Raw genomic sequence first — 16,432 nt, forward strand, 5'->3', positions numbered from 1 at the left:
AGAGTCAATTGTTGTTTTTATGCCCGTAGACGCCGGTTTTACTGGGCGACTTTGGAAAAATCCCGGTGGTTCGTTGGCATAAGCTTATAACAAACCACAAGAGGCTGTAGCCATGGACGTTGCCAAGCGCCAATCCGGATTCTCCACCCGAGCCATTCACCACGGCTACGATCCGCTCGCCCATGGCGGGGCCCTGGTGCCGCCGATTTACCAGACGGCTACCTATGCCTTCCCCACTGTCGAATATGGCGCAGCGTGCTTTGCCGGGGAGCAGCCGGGGCATTTCTACAGCCGTATTTCCAACCCGACCCTGGACTTGCTGGAACAGCGCATCGCCTCACTGGAAGGCGCTGAGGCAGGGCTGGCGCTTGCCTCAGGGATGGGCGCAATCACCGCCACCCTGTGGACCTTGCTGCGCCCTGGCGATGAGCTGATTGTCGGCCAGACGCTCTATGGCTGCACCTTTGCCTTTCTGCACCACGGTATCGGCGAGTTCGGCGTCAAGATCCGGCACGTCGACCTCAACGACGCTCAGGCGCTGGCAGCTGCGATCAACGACAAAACTCGCATGATCTATTTCGAGTCGCCCGCCAACCCCACACTGGAACTGGTCGATATTGCCGCCGTAGCACAGGCCGTGCACGGTCGTGATATTCATGTGGTGGTCGACAACACCTTCTGTACACCTTACCTGCAGCGGCCGCTGGAGCTCGGCGCGGATCTGGTGGTGCACTCGGCGACCAAGTACCTGAGCGGCCATGGCGACATCACTGCCGGGCTGGTGGCGGGGCGCAAGGCGTTGATTGACCGCATTCGTCTGCAAGGTCTGAAAGACATGACTGGCGCGGTGCTGTCGCCGCACGATGCGTCACTGCTGATGCGCGGAATCAAGACGCTCGGCCTGCGCATGGATCGGCATTGCGCCAATGCGGCGCAGGTGGCTACGTTTCTGCAAGGCCAGCAGCAGGTCGAGTTGCTGCATTATCCCGGCCTGCCGAGCTTCGCGCAGTACGCGCTGGCGCAGCGGCAGATGCGCTCGCCCGGCGGCATGATTGCCTTCGAGCTCAAGGGTGGTATCGAAGCCGGTCGGCGCTTCATGAATGCCCTGCAGCTGTTCAGCCGCGCGGTCAGCCTGGGTGATGCCGAGTCGCTGGCCCAGCATCCGGCGAGCATGACTCACTCCAGCTATACCCCCGTCGAGCGCGCGCAGCACGGCATAGGCGAGGGGTTGGTGCGGTTGTCGGTGGGGCTTGAGGATATCGAGGACCTGCTGGCTGATATCGAGCAGGCATTGCGCGCCAGCGTTTGAGTTGCACGTGCTCACGCTTCGCCCAGACAGCAAAAAGGCCTCTCGCGAGGCCTTTTCAATGTACAGCTCGGATCAGCGCTTGAGGCCGTAGCTCTCGTCGAGCATGCCCGGCGAGTTAGGCGTCTTGGGCGCGTAGTCACGCGGCACTTCGGCGGTGTCTTTCGGCGGCGTCAGGCGATCTCGATGGCTTTGCGCAGCCTCCGAGTGCAGCGCTGCCAGCAGACGCTGACGGGTCAGCTCGTCCAGGGCCAGGCGGTTGGCACCGTCGGCCAGGTGATCCTGCACGTCCTGGTAGCTCTGGGTCAGGCGTTGAACCAGGGCTGCGGTGCTGTTGAAGTGGGTGACCACTTCACTTTGATAACTGTCGAAACGTTGCTGGATATCATCCAGTTGACGCTGTGTGCTGCTGGGCGCTGCGTTGGGCAGCAGGCGGGCCACGACGAAGCCGACGACTACGCCGACGACCAGGGCCAGGGTCGGCAACAACCAAACAAGGAGCGAGAGTTCCACGAGTCCTTCCTCTATAAACGGCTTTGCTTTACGTTAACGGCTCAGACCTGCGCTGTATACCGCGAACGATCGCAAATATTTCAGAACAGAATTCATCAGCTAGACGAGTCGACCCCTTCCGAGGTCACGGAGTAGTGCTTTGCTTATCCGCGAAACCCCCTTGTTCATCGATGGCCCATGCGGCCAACTGGAAGCCTTGCAGCTGGAAGTGGCCGAGCCGCGTGGCGTAGTGCTGATCTGCCACCCTAATCCGGTGCAGGGCGGTACCATGCTCAACAAGGTGGTCTCGACCCTGCAACGCACTGCTCGCGATGCTGGCTACAACACGCTGCGCTTCAATTACCGCGGCGTCGGCCAAAGCGCTGGCAGCCATGACATGGGCGCGGGTGAAGTGGCTGATGCCGAGGCCGTCGCCGCCTGGGTGCGGACCAGCTACCCCGAACTGCCGCTGGTGTTGATGGGCTTCTCGTTCGGCGGTTTCGTTGCCGCGAGTCTTGCCGGGCGCCTGGAAAGCCAGGGCGCAACGCTGCAGCAGCTGTTCATGATCGCACCTGCTGTGATGCGTTTGAATGACGACTTCCCGCTGCCGCAGGTATGCCCGTTGATCGTCATCCAGCCAGACACCGACGAAGTCGTCGATCCCCAGCTGGTTTACGAATGGTCCGACAGCCTGTCGCGCCCCCATGAGCTGCTGAAAGTGGCAGAATGCGGACACTTTTTCCATGGCAAGCTGACCGATCTGAAGGATCTGGTACTGCCGCGCCTCTCGAACTGAGCCAAGCCTGATCAAGCGATTACCCATGACTACGCGCATTCTTACCGGTATCACCACCACCGGCACCCCGCACCTGGGCAACTACGCCGGCGCCATTCGCCCGGCCATCCTTGCCAGCCAGCAGCCCGGTGCCGACTCGTTCTACTTCCTGGCCGACTATCACGCGCTGATCAAGTGCGATGACCCGCTGCGCATCCAGCGTTCGCGCCTGGAGATCGCCGCCACCTGGCTGGCGGGCGGGCTCGACCCGGACAAGGTCACCTTCTACCGTCAGTCCGACATCCCCGAGATCCCTGAGCTGACCTGGCTGCTGACCTGCGTCGCCGGCAAGGGCCTGCTCAACCGCGCCCACGCCTACAAGGCGTCGGTAGACAAGAACCTGGAAAATGGCGAAGACCCGGATGCCGGCGTGACCATGGGCCTGTTCAGCTACCCGGTGCTGATGGCGGCGGACATTCTCATGTTCAACGCGCACAAGGTGCCGGTTGGCCGTGACCAGATCCAGCACGTGGAAATGGCCCGTGACATTGGCCAGCGCTTCAACCACCTGTTCGGCCAGGGCAAGGACTTCTTCGCCATGCCCGAGGCGGTGATCGAAGAAAGCGTGGCGACCCTGCCGGGTCTGGATGGGCGCAAGATGTCCAAAAGCTACGACAACACCATCCCGTTGTTCGCCAGCGCCAAGGACATGAAAGACGCCATCTCGCGCATCGTCACCGACTCCCGTGCCCCTGGCGAAGCGAAAGACCCGGACAGCTCGCACCTGTTCACCCTGTACCAGGCGTTCGCTACACCGGCGCAATCGGCAGAGCTACATGAAGCGCTGCTGCAAGGGCTGGGCTGGGGCGAGGCCAAGCAGCGCCTGTTCCAGCTGCTGGACGGCCAACTGGCCGCGCCACGCGAGCATTACCACCAGCTGATCGCACGTCCTGCCGACCTTGAAGACATCCTTCTGGCCGGCGCGGCCAAGGCGCGCAAGAGCGCGACGCCGTTCCTTGAACAACTGCGCGAAGCGGTCGGCCTGCGCTCGTTCCGCAGCAGTGTCCAGGCCAGCACCGACGTGAAGAAAAAGGCCGCCAAGAGCGCCCGTTTTGTCAGCTTCCGTGATGAAGACGGCAGCTTCCGCTTCCGCCTGCTGGCCGCCGATGGCGAGCAATTGCTGCTGTCGCGCAGCTTCGCCGACGGCAAGAGCGCCGGTGCGGTGAGCAAGCAGCTGCAGCAGGGTGGTGAAGCCGATGTACGCGTCGACGGCCTGAGCTTTGCCTTGTGGCTGAACGGTGAGCAGGTCGCGGAAGGCTCGCAGTTTGCCGATGCATCAGCGCGCGACGCTGCCGTGCAAGCCCTGCACGCAGCGCTCCAGCCACAAGCCGACTGAGGCATTTCGCCGCAAGTCTGATTGCCATTATGCGGGCCCGTCGCTACAGTGACGGCCCGCTTTTGTTACCTCGCCAGCGAACTATGACGCCTTTAGAACGATATCAAGCAGATCTCAAACGTCCCGATTTCTTCCATGATGCGGCGCAGGAAACAGCGGTGCGTCATCTGCAGCGTCTGTACGACGACCTGGTCGCGGCGCAGAACAACAAGCCCGGCGTGTTCGGCAAGCTGTTCGGCAAGAAGGACCAGGCCCCGGTCAAGGGCTTGTACTTCTGGGGTGGGGTAGGGCGCGGCAAGACCTATCTGGTCGACACCTTCTATGAGGCGCTGCCGTTCGAACAGAAGATGCGCACGCACTTCCACCGCTTCATGAAGCGCGTGCACGAAGAAATGCGCACGCTCAAGGGCGAGAAGAACCCGCTGACGGTGATCGCCAAGCGCTTCTCCAACGAAGCCAGGGTCATCTGCTTCGATGAGTTCTTCGTCTCCGACATTACCGATGCGATGATCCTCGGCACCTTGATGGAAGAGCTGTTCAAGAACGGCGTATCACTGGTCGCGACCTCCAACATCGTGCCTGACGGCCTGTACAAGGATGGCTTGCAGCGTGCGCGCTTCCTGCCAGCCATCGCCATGATCAAGCAGTACACCGATGTGGTGAACGTCGACAGCGGCGTCGACTATCGTCTGCGCCACCTCGAGCAGGCCGAACTGTTCCACTTCCCGCTCGATGCCGCTGCGCACGAGAGCCTGCGCCAGAGCTTCAAGGCGCTGACCCCGGAGTGCACGCAGGCGGTCGAGAACGACGTGCTGATGATCGAGAATCGCGAGATTCACGCCCTGCGTACCTGTGACGATGTCGCCTGGTTCGACTTCCGCGCCTTGTGCGACGGGCCGCGCAGCCAGAACGACTACATCGAGCTGGGCAAGATCTTCCATGCCGTGCTGCTGAGCAATGTCGAGCAGATGGGTGTGGCTACCGACGATATCGCCCGGCGCTTCATCAACATGGTCGATGAGTTTTACGACCGTAACGTCAAGCTGATCATTTCAGCTGAGGTTGAGTTGAAGGATCTGTACACCGGCGGGCGGCTGAGCTTCGAGTTCCAGCGTACGCTGAGCCGTTTGCTGGAGATGCAGTCGCACGAATTCCTGTCTCGGGCGCACAAGCCCTAAGTCTTCATCATTGGGGCTGCTTCGCAGCCCTTCGCGGGCAAGCCCGCTCCCACGCGGCGCTGCCTTGTCCTGTGGGAGCGGGTTTACCCGCGATAGGGCTGCGAAGCAGTCCTTACGGCCCTCACGCTTCCTGCATGAACTGCTGGCGATATTGGTTCGGCGACAGCTCGGTATGCTGGCGGAACAACCGGGCAAAGAAGCTCGCATCGTCGTAGCCCACCTCATAACTGATGGTCTTGATGCTCTTGCGGGTGCTCGACAGCAAACCCTTGGCGGTTTCGATGCGCAGCCGTTGCAGATAGTGCAGGGGCTTGTCGCCGGTAGCCGTCTGGAACCGGCGCATGAAATTGCGAATGCTCATGCCATGGTTGCGGGCGACGTCTTCAAAGCGGAATTTGTCCGCGAAATGCTCTTCGAGCCAATGCTGAATCTGCAGGATGATCAGGTCCTGATGCAGCTTCTGCCCACCAAAACCCATGCGCCCTGGGGTGTAGTTGCGTTGCACTTCATAGAGGATGTCGCGGGCTACCGCGCGGGCGACATTGGCCCCGCAGAAGCGCTCGATCAGGTAAATGTACAGGTCGCACGCCGAGGTTGCGCCGCCCGCGCAGTACAGGTTGTCGGCATCGGTCAGGTGCTTGTCCTGGTTCAGCCGAACAGTCGGGAAACGCTCGGCGAAGTCAGTGAAGAAGCGCCAGTAGGTGGTCGCCTCCTTGCCATCGAGCAAGCCCGCTTCGGCCAGCCAGTACACGCCGCTGGCTTCGCCACAGAGCACCGCGCCACGCGCATGCTGCTCGCGTAGCCATGGCAAGACCTGCGGATAACGTTGCTGAAGGTTGTCGAAGTCATCCCAGAACGCCGGCAGGATGATCACATCGGCATCGCCCAGGCCGCCGTCTACCGGCACCTGCACGTTGCTGAAGCTGTCCACCGGGGCAGCATCGGGGCTGACCAGGCAGATTTCGAACATCGGTTGCAGGCCCAGGCCCATTTGCTTGCCGTAGCGCAGGCTGGCCAGATGGAAGAAATCCTTGGCCTGCATCAGGGTCGAGGCGAACACATTATCGACGGCCAGAATGCTGACGCGCCGCAGTGAAGCGGTGGGTTGGGTAAACATCATTGTCATTGTTCTTATAGGGTAGAGTGGTCAATCACCGGCTGGATCGTCTTATTTTTTGGCGATTGTGTCTACCCCGTCCCGATCCGGCTGGCTGCGGCAGCGGGCTGACCCGCTGCCGCTTTGTTACGGCTGCATCACGGCGCCGGGTTTGGCTGATCCTGGTGCACCGCTTCGATGGCTGCCAGTAGCTCATCGCTCAAGTTCAGGTCGGCGCTGGCGAGGTTGCTTTCCAGTTGTTCAAGGCTGGTCGCACCGATGATGTTGCTGGTCACGAACGGCTGGCGGGTGACGAACGCCAGGGCCATCTGGGCCGGGTCCAGGCCATGCTCGCGGGCTATCTGCACGTAACGGCTGCAGGCGGCGACGGTCTGCGGGTTGGAGTAGCGGGCAAAGCGGTTGAACAGCGTCAACCGCGCGCCTTCAGGTCTGGCGCCGTTTTCATACTTGCCGGCAAGCATGCCGAATGCCAGCGGCGAGTAGGCCAGCAGCCCGCATTGCTCGCGTATCGCCACTTCGGCCAGGCCGATCTCGAAGCTGCGGTTGAGCAGGTTGTAGGGGTTCTGGATCGATACCGCCCGCGGCCAGCCGCGGCTCTCGGCCAGTTGCAGGAACTTCATCGTGCCCCATGGCGTTTCATTGGACAGGCCAATGTGACGGATCTTGCCGGCACGAACCTGCTCGTCGAGCACTTCGAGGGTTTCTTCCAGTGGTGTGAAGTGGTCCTGCGGCAGGTGCTGGTAGCCAAGCTTGCCGAAGAAGTTGGTGCTGCGCTCTGGCCAATGCAGCTGATACAGGTCGATGTGGTCGGTCTGCAGGCGCTCAAGGCTTGCATCCAGCGCGGCAATGATGTGTTGGCGGTTGTGCTTGAGCTGGCCGTCGCGGATGTGGCTGATGCCGTTGCCCGGGCCGGCAACCTTGCTCGCCAGAGTCCACTGGTCGCGATCGCCGTTGGCCTTGAACCAGTTACCGATGATTCGTTCGGTGGCGGCGTAGGTCTCCGGGCGCGGCGGCACCGGGTACATTTCGGCGGTATCGATGAAGTTGATCCCGCCGGCCTTGGCCCGGGCGATCTGGGCAAAAGCCTGGTCCTGATCGTTCTGCTCGCCCCAGGTCATGGTGCCCAGACACAGGGCGCTGACGTTGAGGTCGGTACGGCCGAGCTTGCGGTATTCCATCTGGAAGCTTCTCTCTGGCGAAAAAGACCATAAAAGCAGGTTGAATTTTTTTCTGCAATCTGGATAATCCTGCCCCTCTCCGTTTTGCGGAAGTGATGCACTGCATTACGAGAGAAACCCGCCGGATATTGGACGTGCCCGACCCGAGCCCCCAATAGCGTCCGTATTCGGCTGCGTGCTTGCTTGTCAAGTTGCGCACTATCCAGTAAGATTCGCCGTCTATTTTTTATTGCTTGGGCGGCCTCTGAGGCTTTAGAGATAATGAAAACTTTTACTGCTAAACCAGAAACAGTAACGCGCGACTGGTTCGTCGTCGACGCCGCTGGTCAGACCCTGGGTCGTCTGGCTACCGAAATCGCTCGTCGTCTGCGCGGCAAGCACAAAGCTGAATACACCCCTCACGTTGACACCGGCGACTACATCGTCGTCATCAACGCCGAGCAGGTACGTGTCACTGGTGCTAAAACTACTGACAAAATGTACTACTCCCACTCCGGCTTCCCAGGTGGCATCAAGCAAATCAGCTTCGACAAGCTGATCGCTAAAGCCCCTGAGCGTATCATCGAGACCGCGGTCAAGGGCATGCTGCCTAAGAACCCGCTGGGTCGCGACATGTATCGCAAGCTGAAAGTGTACGCGGGTGCTGCTCACCCACACACTGCTCAGCAGCCTCAAGAACTGAAGATCTAAGGGGATAGTTCATTATGTCGGCGACTCAAAATTACGGCACTGGCCGTCGCAAGACCGCAACCGCTCGCGTTTTCCTGCGTCCAGGTACCGGTAACATCTCCATCAACAACCGTCCTCTGGACACTTTCTTCGGTCGTGAGACCGCTCGTATGGTTGTTCGTCAACCGCTCGAGCTGACCGAGAACGTTGCCAAGTTCGACATCTACGTCACCGTTTCCGGTGGTGGTGTCAGCGGTCAAGCCGGTGCGATCCGTCATGGTATCACCCGCGCTCTGATGGCCTACGACGAAGCCCTGCGCCCTGCTCTGCGTCGCGCTGGCTACGTAACCCGCGATGCTCGTGAAGTCGAGCGTAAGAAAGTGGGTCTGCGTAAAGCACGTAAGCGTCCTCAGTACTCCAAGCGTTAATTTCGCTTCGGCAGTCGAAAAAAGCCCGGTTCCTTGGAACCGGGCTTTTTTTTTGCCTTGAACTAACCTGTCAGCATGTCCGTGGCGAGTCGCCTTATAGACGCAGATCAAGCAAAGCGTGGGTTGTAGCCCGGCCGGGACTAATCACCTTGTCAGTGTGTGGATTTGTTTCTTACCATGGCGACCAAAATTTAGTGCCACAGACATTCACAAAATACAGGCCTGGTTCAACAGGCCAGAGCAGCTGATGGGAGAGGACTGAATGAGTAATGACGGCGTCAACGCAGGCCGGCGCCGCTTCCTCGTAGCCGCCACGTCCGTGGTGGGTGCAGCGGGGGCTGTGGGGGCTGCGGTACCGTTCGTGGGGTCATGGTTTCCCAGTGCCAAGGCGAAAGCCGCCGGTGCACCGGTGAAGGTCAATATTGCCAAGATTGAACCCGGCCAGCAGATGGTTGCTGAGTGGCGCGGGCAGCCAGTATTCATCGTGCGACGCACAGAAGAGATCCTCAGCAATCTCAAGAAAATCGTCGGCGAACTCGCTGATCCAGAATCGCAGGCCTCGGTGCAGCCGACTTACGTCGACCCAGAGGTGCGCTCGATCAAGCCGGAAATCCTCCTGCTGGTTGGCCTGTGCACCCACCTGGGCTGCTCGCCGACCTTCCGTCCTGAAGTGGCGCCGGTCGATCTGGGGCCCAAGTGGGTAGGTGGCTATTTCTGCCCCTGCCACGGCTCTCACTACGACCTCGCTGGCCGCGTCTACAAGTCCCAGCCGGCACCTCTCAACCTGCCAGTGCCTCCGCACTCATACGAGACGGACGACATCATCGTCATCGGCGTCGATCAGGAGAACGCATGATGAGCAAGTTCATGGACTGGATCGATGCGCGCTTCCCCGCGACCAAGATGTGGGAAGAGCATCTGAGCAAATACTACGCGCCGAAGAACTTCAACTTCCTGTACTTCTTCGGCTCGCTGGCGTTGCTGGTGCTGGTCAACCAGATTGTTACCGGCGTCTGGCTGACCATGAGTTTCACCCCTTCGGCCGAAGAGGCGTTCGCCTCGGTCGAGTACATCATGCGCGATGTCGAGTACGGCTGGATCCTGCGCTACCTGCACTCCACCGGCGCCTCGGCGTTCTTCATCGTGGTCTATCTGCACATGTTCCGCGGGCTGCTCTACGGCTCTTATCAGAAGCCGCGTGAGCTGGTCTGGCTGTTCGGCATGCTGATCTATCTGGCGCTGATGGCTGAAGCGTTCATGGGCTATCTGCTGCCTTGGGGCCAGATGTCGTATTGGGGGGCGCAGGTAATCATCTCGCTGTTCGGCGCCATCCCGGTGATCGGCGATGACCTGACCCAGTGGATTCGCGGCGACTACCTGATCTCGGGGATCACCCTGAACCGCTTCTTCGCCTTGCATGTGGTGGCCTTGCCGATCGTCATTCTCGGCCTGGTGGTGCTGCATATCCTGGCGCTGCACGAAGTCGGCTCGAACAACCCTGACGGTGTCGACATCAAGAAGCACAAGGACGAAAACGGCATTCCCCTCGACGGTATCCCGTTCCACCCGTACTACACCGTCAAGGATATCGTCGGCGTAGTGGTGTTCCTCTTCGTGTTCTGTTCGGTGGTGTTCTTCTTCCCGGAAATGGGCGGCTACTTCCTCGAAAAACCAAACTTCGAGCAAGCCAACGCCTTCAAGACACCCGAGCACATTGCTCCTGTGTGGTACTTCACACCGTTCTACGCGATCCTGCGCGCGGTGCCCGACAAGCTGTTCGGCGTGATCGCCATGGGCGCCGCCATTGCCGTGTTGTTCGTGTTGCCCTGGCTTGACCGCAGCCCGGTACGTTCCATGCGTTACAAGGGCTGGCTGAGCAAGATCTGGCTGCTGGTGTTCTGCGTCAGCTTCGTGATTCTCGGTGTGCTGGGTGTGTTGGCGCCTACGCCGGGGCGGACCCTGCTGTCGCAGGTCTGTACCGTGCTGTATTTCGCCTACTTCCTGCTGATGCCGTTCTACACAAGGCTGGAGAAGACCAAAGCGGTTCCGGAAAGGGTGACTGGCTGATGAAAAAGCTTATTGCAGTACTGTTCCTGGCAGTGATGCCTGCCTTGTCCTTTGCCGCGGAACACGGCCTGGAGCTGGACAAGGTCGATATCGACCTGAGTGACAAAGCCGCCATGCAGGACGGTGCGCGGACCTTTGCCAACTATTGCATGGGCTGCCATAGCGCCAAGTTTCAACGCTATGAGCGGGTCGCTGATGACCTGGGTATCCCCCATGAGCTGATGCTGGAAAACCTGGTGTTCACCGGTGCCAAGATCGGCGACCACATGCAGATCGGCATGCAGCCGGCTGATGCCAAGACCTGGTTCGGCGCTGCGCCGCCAGACCTGACCCTGGTTGCACGGGTGCGTGGTACCGATTGGCTGTACTCGTACCTGCGTAGCTTCTATGAGGACAAGTCGCGGCCATACGGGGTCAACAACAAGGTCTTCCCCAACGTCGGCATGCCTAACGTGCTGGTTGGCCTGCAGGGTAATCAGGTGATTGGCTGCAAGCAGGTGCAGAGCGTCGTCGACGGCAAGAAGCAATATGACCCGTTGACGGGCAGCCCATTGACCCATGAAGCATGTGATCAGCTGACCATCGAGCCGAAATCCGGTACCCTGACGCCCGAGCAGTTCGACGAGAAGGTCAAGAACCTGGTGACCTTCCTGGCCTATTCGGCCAACCCGGTCAAACTGGAGAGCCAGCGCATCGGTACCTATGTGTTGCTGTACCTGGCTTTCTTCTTCGTGTTCGCCTATTTGCTCAAGCGCGAATACTGGAAGGACGTGCACTGATCACGCAGTAGTTTCTGGTTAGTTGAACGCGCCCTGAGGCGCCCCGTGCAACTGCATTGGGCCCCTCAGGGCGCGTTTGCATTTGTGTTTTACAAGCATCCCCACGAGGAGGCGCTGCATGGGCGTAACCAACAGGTTAGCCTGCTATTCCGATCCCGCTGATCATTACTCGCACCGGGTCCGCCTGGTGCTCGCCGAAAAGGGCGTCAGCGTGCAGATCATCGACGTCGATCCTGGGCGTGTGCCACCCAAGCTGGTTGAAGTGAACCCTTACGCCAGTGTGCCAACCCTGGTTGATCGCGATCTGGCGCTGTACGAGTCGACCGTGGTCATGGAATACCTCGATGAGCGCTATCCGCACCCGCCACTGCTGCCGGTGTATCCGGTCGCACGCGGCAACAGCCGCCTGCTGGTGCACCGCATCCAGCGCGACTGGTGCTCGCTGGCCGACGTGCTGCTCGACAAGCGCAGCACCGAGGCTGCGCAGGCAAAGGCGCGCAAGGAGCTGCGCGAGAGCCTGACCGGGGTTGCGCCATTGTTTGCCGAGATGGCCTGCTTCATGAGTGATGAGCAAAGCCTGGTCGATTGTTGTCTACTGCCCATACTCTGGCGTTTGCCGGTGATGGGTATCGAACTGCCGCGGCAAGCCAAGCCGCTGCTTGATTATATGGAGCGACAGTTCGCCCGCGAGCCATTCCAGGCGAGCCTGTCCGCTGCTGAACGTGAAATGCGCAAGCTTTAAGGAGCCGTTGATGAACTCCAGTCGCCCCTATCTGGTTAGAGCACTGTACGAGTGGATCGTCGACAACGATTGCACGCCCCATATGCTGGTCAATGCCGAGTTTCCGGCCGTCCAGGTGCCCCAGGGCTTCGCCAGTGATGGTCAGATTGTCCTGAACGTGTCGCCCAGTGCGGTGCGCAACCTGCACATGGATAACGACGCAGTGAGCTTTGAAGGCCGCTTCGGCGGCGTCGCGCATTCGTTGTTCGTGCCCACCGGCGCGATCCTGGGCATCTACGCCCGCGAGAACGGTCAGGGCATGGTGTTCGAGCTTGAGCCTTCGCTGCTGGATGACGAAGAGCTTGAGGATGAAGTAGACGAGCCGGATAACGACGGCCCGCCCGAAGGTGGTGGCCAGCCGCCGCGTCCAAGCGGACGACCGAGTCTGAAGGTGGTCAAGTAACGAAAAAGGCGATCCGAGAGGATCGCCTTTTTTGTAAGCGTTGGATCAGCAATTACAGGTCGGTAATGGTACGAACCTGATCCTTGTTGATGCGCGTGCGCTTGCCGTCCAGCTGTTCGAATTCATAGAAGCCAGAAGCGCGATCGAAGTGGGGCTGGTCCAATGCCTGCAGTTCACGGCCATCATTGAGGGTGATGATGCTCGGGCTGGAGCAGCCAGCCAGGGATGCACAGGCGCCGATCAGCAGCGCGGGCAGCAGAAACTTGGTCATGGAGTATTTCCTGGATCGGGTGAGGAGGGCGGGAGGACGCAGCCCTCCCGCCGGGTGCGACTTAGTCAATGTATTCGAACAGTTTGACGATTTTCTGCACGCCGGAAACGCTTTGCACCACGCTGGTCGCGGCGTTGGCTTCGCCCTGGGTAACCAGGCCGAGCAGGTAGACGATACCGTTTTCGGTGATGACCTTGATGCGCGAGCCAGGCACATTGGCGTCTCCAAGCATCTGCGCCTTGATCTTGGTGGTCAGCCAGGCGTCGTTGTTGCGCGCCAGAATCGAAGACGGCTGCATCACCTGGATTTCGTTGTGCACCTTCTTGACCCGTTGCACCTGGCCAGCAGTTTGCTCAGCGAGGCTCTTGAGGTCGGCACGCGGGGTTTGCCCGGCCAGCAGGACAACGCCGTTATAGCTGCTGACAACGATGTGCGAGCCTTTGTCCAGGTCAGGGTTGGCCTTGGCGATGTTGACCGAGACCTTGGTTTCGATCAGCGAATCGTCAATCTTGCTGCCGATGGTGCGGGTGCCGCGATCGTCCTCGATAGGATTGTCGCGGGTAGAGGTCAATACCGAACTGCAGCCGGAGAGGCTCAGGCACAGAGTCAGGGCCATCAGGCCAAAACGCTTGGGGATCATTCTTCACTCCCGAACAGTTGGCTGTCGATCAGATCACACAGGCAGTGGATCGCCAGCAGGTGGACTTCCTGGATGCGCGCAGTCACGTTCGACGGTACGCGAATCTCGACATCTTCGGGCAGCAGCAGCGAGGCCATGCCACCGCCGTCGCGCCCGGTCATTGCTACGACAATCATTTCACGATCATGTGCGGCCTGGATCGCTTGAATCACGTTCGCCGAGTTACCGCTGGTAGAGATCGCCAGCAGCACGTCGCCGGGCTGGCCGAGGGCGCGGATCTGCTTGGAGAATACTTCGTTGTAGCTGTAATCGTTGGCAATCGAGGTGATCGTCGAGCTGTCGGTGGTCAGCGCGATCGCCGGCAAGCTCGGGCGCTCACGCTCGAAACGGTTGAGCAACTCGGACGAGAAATGCTGAGCATCGCCGGCTGAGCCGCCGTTGCCGCAGGCGAGCATCTTGCCCTCATTGAGCATGGCATTGACCATGACCAGGCTGGCCTGCTCGATATGCGGCGCCAACATGTCCATTGCCTGTTGCTTGGTGTCGATGCTGGCCTGAAACAGCCGGCGAATTCGGGATTGCATGTCCATCTGGTGTGACCTTAAGAGGGGCGGTGGCCCGTGCGACGCGCAACAGGGACCAGCCCGCGAAACATAGAGCAAAAAATTCGCAGTGGGTTCAGCATTGGAAGGCGTTTTTCAGCCATTGCAGCGGTTGCCCTGCATGGCCGCTGCCTTGTAGAGCGATGACATCGAAGCGGCAGGGGTGATTGGCCCAGCGGAACTCCTTGTGCAGAAACATGCTGGCGGCCAGCGCCAGGCGTTTCTGCTTGCGCCCATCGATACTGCCGAGGGCGCCGCCGAAGTCTGCGTGCAGCCGATAGCGGACTTCGACGAATACTACTGTATCGGCGTCGAGCATGACCAGATCAAGCTCGCCTCCCTTGCATCGCCAATTGCGCGCCAGCAACTGCAGACCTTGCCCCAGAAGATACTCCAGGGCGTAGTCCTCAGCATCCTGGCCGGCGCGACCAGGCGATGCCGCCTGCATCAGCGCGGCGTGTCCGGCAGGCGTTTGACCTGGCCGCCGGCGAACTCTGCCCATGGCAGTTGCCGCTCGATGCGCTGGCTCGGATTCATGCTCAAGCTGCCGGACAGGCCCTGTACGCGGTTGTCAGGCAGTGCCTTCAGTTGGCCCAGACGCGGTGCCAGGCTATACGCATCAACGCCCATCGCATAAAGCCGGCCGAGGCTGCCAGCGGCTTGTGGCCACTGCTGCACGACTTGTTGGCGCAGGCTGTTGCTGCTGTCGAGCAGCCACGGCGTTTCGCAGAAGCGGATGCCGGTCATGTCGTTGTACTGGTTGACGTCACCGCTGGCGCTGTACAGGTTGGAGGTAGCGTAGACCGGCACATCCCCTGCGTACTGGAAGTTCAGCGTCGGCTTGATCTGTTGCGCCTGCTGCGGCGTGGCAGCGAGGAAGATGAAGTCGATGTCCTGGCGGCGTGACGGCTGTGCGGCAATGTTGCCACCGACCGTGCTTTGCAGGCTCTTGGCACGGCCTTCACTCTGGCGCAGTTGGAACAGCTCGGCGATTTGCTGAGCGAGGGCGACCGGCTGGGCGATACGCTCGGCAGCCAGCAGGGTGCCGCCGTTGCTTTCCCAGTCCTTGCGGAAGGCGGCCAGCACGCGGTCGCCCCATTCGCCGCTCGGCACCAGTGCAACAGCGCGGGCCAGGCCGTCGGCGCGTGCACGGCGCGACACTTCACGGGCTTCGTCTTCTGCGGCAAGGCCAAACTGGAACAGCTGCGGCGGTGCGCTCTGGCCGGCTTCGGCGTAGTTCAGGGCCAGGGTCGGCAGTGGTAACTGCGGGTAGGCGGCGAGCTTTTTCACCAGCGGTTTTTCCAGCGGGCCGACGACCAGTTGCACGCCATCGGCCTGAGCCTGGCGGTAGAACTCGTCCAGCGAGCTGATCCGCGAGCTGTCATAGACCTGGATCGCAGGTGCCTGTTGGCCTGCCTGCTGGGCCTGGAAGTGCGCGGCCATGAAGCCGTCACGCAAGGCGCGGGCGACGCCGGCCAGCGAGCCTTCCTGAGGCAGCAGCAGGGCGATCTTGGTCAGGGGCTGGCTGGCCAGTTCCTTGAGCTTGGTCAGCGCGGTCGGCAGTTGCTTGGCGGCGGGGTGCTCTGGATGCTGGTTGCGCCAGGCGTCGATTGCAGCCTGTTGCTGCTCCAGCGTGCCGGCACTTTTTACCGCCAGGGCCAGGCTGGTCCAGCCGGCCAGGGTGTCGTTGCCGGTCGATTGCAGCTGCTCGGCAGGCAAGGCAGCGACCAGTGCCCAGATCGCGTCGTTGTTGGCGCTGGCAGCCTGGTCGCTGAGCAGAGGCGCCAGTTGCACCCGCTGCTGCGCTGCGGCCAAGGTCTGGCCATCGGCTTCGAGGGCGGCGGCATGCACGCTGTAGGTGCGCACTTGCAGCTCAGCCGGCATCTCGCCCAGACGCTGCAGGCTAGGGTGGGCGAGGGCGGTCAGGGCAGCTTTGGACTGGTTGCGGCTCATGGCCAGCTCAGCGCTCAAGGTGCTGGCGAACACCTGCTGTGCAGGCTTGAGCGGGTCCAGTGGCACCTGCTCGAGAATCCGCGCTGCGCGTGGATAGTCCTTTTGCTTGTAGGCCAGGTCGGCAGCGCTCAGGCGCAGCAGGGCTGCGTCCTCGGGCGACTTGCTGGTGGCTGCCTGGTCGAGCAGTTGCTCGATACTGGCGTCCGGGGTGCGCGGGAGTTCGCCCAGGCTGGATGAGGGCGAGCTTGCGCAAGCTGCCAGCAAGGCAGCGAGGCAGAGGGCTGTGAGCAGCCGCAGACAAGCGATCATGTAAAAGTCCTGTTACTCGATCTGGTTGGCCGACGATTGTACCCAACCACTGGCCGGGGCGCGATGTCGCTGACGTGCAACCTTCACT

Annotated in this window: 19 protein-coding genes; 11 read left to right on the forward strand and 8 right to left on the reverse strand. The window is 60.9% G+C overall.

Translation table 11 applies throughout. The annotated features are described in order from the left end of the window. The first annotated feature begins 112 nt into the window (after positions 1-112). Positions 113-1,309 carry a methionine gamma-lyase gene (locus HU736_RS19685; RefSeq protein ID WP_186701079.1) on the forward strand — a complete coding sequence of 399 codons (1,197 nt, stop codon included), beginning with the start codon at positions 113-115 and terminating at the stop codon, positions 1,307-1,309. 72 nt (positions 1,310-1,381) lie between these two features. Here the strand turns inward: HU736_RS19685 and HU736_RS19690 are convergent, their stop codons facing one another. Further along, complete coding sequence (locus HU736_RS19690) at positions 1,382-1,819, reverse strand: Z-ring associated ZapG family protein (protein WP_101322017.1); 438 nt, start codon at positions 1,817-1,819, stop codon at positions 1,382-1,384. A 139-nt stretch (positions 1,820-1,958) separates the two neighbouring features. Here HU736_RS19690 and HU736_RS19695 point away from each other — a divergent pair, with 139 nt between their 5' ends. From HU736_RS19695 to zapE, 3 genes are all read left to right on the forward strand, one after another. Beyond that, positions 1,959-2,594, forward strand: coding sequence for an alpha/beta hydrolase (locus HU736_RS19695; RefSeq protein ID WP_186701080.1), 636 nt, complete (start codon positions 1,959-1,961; stop codon positions 2,592-2,594). Positions 2,595-2,619: 25 nt separating this feature from the next. Then, positions 2,620-3,969, forward strand: a complete 1,350-nt coding sequence (locus tag HU736_RS19700) for a tryptophan--tRNA ligase (RefSeq protein ID WP_186701081.1) — start codon at positions 2,620-2,622, stop codon at positions 3,967-3,969. 83 nt (positions 3,970-4,052) lie between these two features. Continuing rightward, positions 4,053-5,147, forward strand: coding sequence for a cell division protein ZapE (gene zapE / locus HU736_RS19705; RefSeq protein WP_103438487.1), 1,095 nt, complete (start codon positions 4,053-4,055; stop codon positions 5,145-5,147). Positions 5,148-5,268: 121 nt separating this feature from the next. Here zapE and HU736_RS19710 read toward each other — a convergent pair whose 3' ends face one another. Next, positions 5,269-6,165, reverse strand: coding sequence for a GlxA family transcriptional regulator (locus tag HU736_RS19710; RefSeq protein ID WP_181003856.1), 897 nt, complete (start codon positions 6,163-6,165; stop codon positions 5,269-5,271). Positions 6,166-6,401: 236 nt separating this feature from the next. Further along, on the reverse strand, positions 6,402-7,442 hold the full coding sequence (locus HU736_RS19715) for an NADP(H)-dependent aldo-keto reductase (protein ID WP_103438486.1): 1,041 nt from the start codon (positions 7,440-7,442) through the stop codon (positions 6,402-6,404). A gap of 261 nt (positions 7,443-7,703) precedes the next feature. Here HU736_RS19715 and rplM point away from each other — a divergent pair, with 261 nt between their 5' ends. The 7 genes from rplM to HU736_RS19750 all read left to right on the forward strand — a co-directional run bounded on the left by rplM (position 7,704) and on the right by HU736_RS19750 (position 12,569). Next, the gene (gene rplM / locus HU736_RS19720) at positions 7,704-8,132 is read left to right on the forward strand and encodes a 50S ribosomal protein L13 (RefSeq protein WP_103438485.1); all 429 of its coding nucleotides are present in this window, start codon (positions 7,704-7,706) and stop codon (positions 8,130-8,132) included. A gap of 14 nt (positions 8,133-8,146) precedes the next feature. Further along, positions 8,147-8,539 carry a 30S ribosomal protein S9 gene (gene rpsI, locus HU736_RS19725; protein ID WP_101322010.1) on the forward strand — a complete coding sequence of 131 codons (393 nt, stop codon included), beginning with the start codon at positions 8,147-8,149 and terminating at the stop codon, positions 8,537-8,539. A gap of 262 nt (positions 8,540-8,801) precedes the next feature. Then, positions 8,802-9,395: a ubiquinol-cytochrome c reductase iron-sulfur subunit gene (gene petA, locus HU736_RS19730; protein WP_103438484.1), complete on the forward strand. Its 594-nt coding sequence runs from the start codon at positions 8,802-8,804 to the stop codon at positions 9,393-9,395. Beyond that, entirely contained in the window at positions 9,395-10,606 is a 1,212-nt protein-coding gene (locus HU736_RS19735; protein WP_101322008.1) for a cytochrome b, read from the forward strand. Before petA ends, HU736_RS19735 begins: the two co-directional genes overlap by 1 nt. After that, positions 10,606-11,385: a cytochrome c1 gene (locus HU736_RS19740; protein ID WP_101322007.1), complete on the forward strand. Its 780-nt coding sequence runs from the start codon at positions 10,606-10,608 to the stop codon at positions 11,383-11,385. Before HU736_RS19735 ends, HU736_RS19740 begins: the two co-directional genes overlap by 1 nt. 118 nt (positions 11,386-11,503) lie before the next feature. Beyond that, entirely contained in the window at positions 11,504-12,127 is a 624-nt protein-coding gene (locus tag HU736_RS19745) for a glutathione S-transferase N-terminal domain-containing protein (protein WP_101322006.1), read from the forward strand. A gap of 10 nt (positions 12,128-12,137) precedes the next feature. Next, positions 12,138-12,569: a ClpXP protease specificity-enhancing factor gene (locus HU736_RS19750; RefSeq protein WP_181107751.1), complete on the forward strand. Its 432-nt coding sequence runs from the start codon at positions 12,138-12,140 to the stop codon at positions 12,567-12,569. A 52-nt stretch (positions 12,570-12,621) separates the two neighbouring features. Here the strand turns inward: HU736_RS19750 and HU736_RS19755 are convergent, their stop codons facing one another. From HU736_RS19755 to HU736_RS19775, 5 genes are all read right to left on the reverse strand, one after another. Then, complete coding sequence (locus tag HU736_RS19755) at positions 12,622-12,840, reverse strand: YgdI/YgdR family lipoprotein (protein WP_101322004.1); 219 nt, start codon at positions 12,838-12,840, stop codon at positions 12,622-12,624. Between the two features lie 61 nt (positions 12,841-12,901). Then, complete coding sequence (locus HU736_RS19760) at positions 12,902-13,480, reverse strand: BON domain-containing protein (RefSeq protein ID WP_101322003.1); 579 nt, start codon at positions 13,478-13,480, stop codon at positions 12,902-12,904. Further along, positions 13,477-14,070, reverse strand: a complete 594-nt coding sequence (locus tag HU736_RS19765; RefSeq protein ID WP_101322002.1) for a phosphoheptose isomerase — start codon at positions 14,068-14,070, stop codon at positions 13,477-13,479. Before HU736_RS19765 ends, HU736_RS19760 begins: the two co-directional genes overlap by 4 nt. A gap of 88 nt (positions 14,071-14,158) precedes the next feature. After that, positions 14,159-14,530 (reverse strand): YraN family protein, encoded by a 372-nt coding sequence (locus HU736_RS19770; protein ID WP_103438482.1) that lies wholly within the window; start codon positions 14,528-14,530, stop codon positions 14,159-14,161. Next, complete coding sequence (locus tag HU736_RS19775) at positions 14,530-16,344, reverse strand: penicillin-binding protein activator (RefSeq protein WP_186701082.1); 1,815 nt, start codon at positions 16,342-16,344, stop codon at positions 14,530-14,532. Before HU736_RS19775 ends, HU736_RS19770 begins: the two co-directional genes overlap by 1 nt. Positions 16,345-16,432 lie beyond the last annotated feature (88 nt).

The organism is Pseudomonas shirazensis, from assembly GCF_014268785.2.
GTDB lineage: Bacteria > Pseudomonadota > Gammaproteobacteria > Pseudomonadales > Pseudomonadaceae > Aquipseudomonas > Aquipseudomonas shirazensis.